1 protein-coding gene is annotated in these 725 nt (G+C 41.9%); it reads right to left on the bottom strand.

Annotated features, from left to right (window positions below):
- Nucleotides 1–132 precede the first annotated feature (132 nt).
- Nucleotides 133–597 (bottom strand): NUDIX hydrolase, encoded by a 465-nt coding sequence (locus ASF99_RS13925; RefSeq protein ID WP_023469617.1) that lies wholly within the window; start codon nt 595–597, stop codon nt 133–135.
- Nucleotides 598–725 lie beyond the last annotated feature (128 nt).

The raw sequence follows: 725 nt of genomic DNA, 5'->3' as shown, positions 1-725 counted from the left end.
GCTTCCCCCTGTGAGGATAGGACGTTGCCAGGCACTTGACCGATCTGCAGATTGCAGGTCGGTTTTTTGTTGTGGAAAAGGAAAAACTGACCGAATGACAGCCAGTTTTAAAATACGACATCTATATTAAATTCAAGATGTTGTTTCGATAAGACGAGGGATGACGTGTTTTAACAGCGCAGCGGCTCTTGCTTCAAGTAGTTCTGGTAGTTGATCGAGTGGAAAATAACGAAGATCTAGACTTTCTCCATCTGTCATTTGTAATGTACCTGATATTCCTTTTGCTTGAAAGAGATGAATCACACTATAGGTTTGATCGCCATTTGGATAACGGAAGAAGTAATCAGGACCCGAGAAGACGTCTAGCAGCTGAACACTGCGTGCTTGAAGTCCGGTTTCTTCCTGTAATTCACGCATCGCGACTTCTTCAAGTGTCTCACCTGGTTCCATCGAACCACCGGGAAGTCCCCAACTGTGGGTATCCGAACGATATTGAAATAGCAGTTCATGTTGTGGATTTATGACGAGTACGGTCGCACCCACGCTGATCAACGGTCGGTTGCCTACGATTTTTCGTAAATCTAATAAGTATCCCATCTGCTCACTCCTTTCGTATCAGTATAGAAGAATATTCATTATGACAGTTAGTAAAAAGAAATAAGGCAAAAAGACTTGCCAATTTAAAAGACACATGTTATATTAATATCTGTCGAAACGTTATATCA

This window comes from Exiguobacterium sp. Leaf187, from assembly GCF_001423925.1.
GTDB lineage: Bacteria > Bacillota > Bacilli > Exiguobacteriales > Exiguobacteriaceae > Exiguobacterium_A > Exiguobacterium_A indicum.
The sequence above is the reverse complement of the archived record's forward strand: the minus strand, read 5'-3'. Positions and strand labels throughout refer to the sequence as shown.

Excerpts from the sequence above, each read along its gene's own strand:
- ASF99_RS13925 (WP_023469617.1), bottom strand. The coding sequence starts at position 597 with ATGGGATACTTATTAGATTTACGAAAAATCGTAGGCAACCGACCGTTG.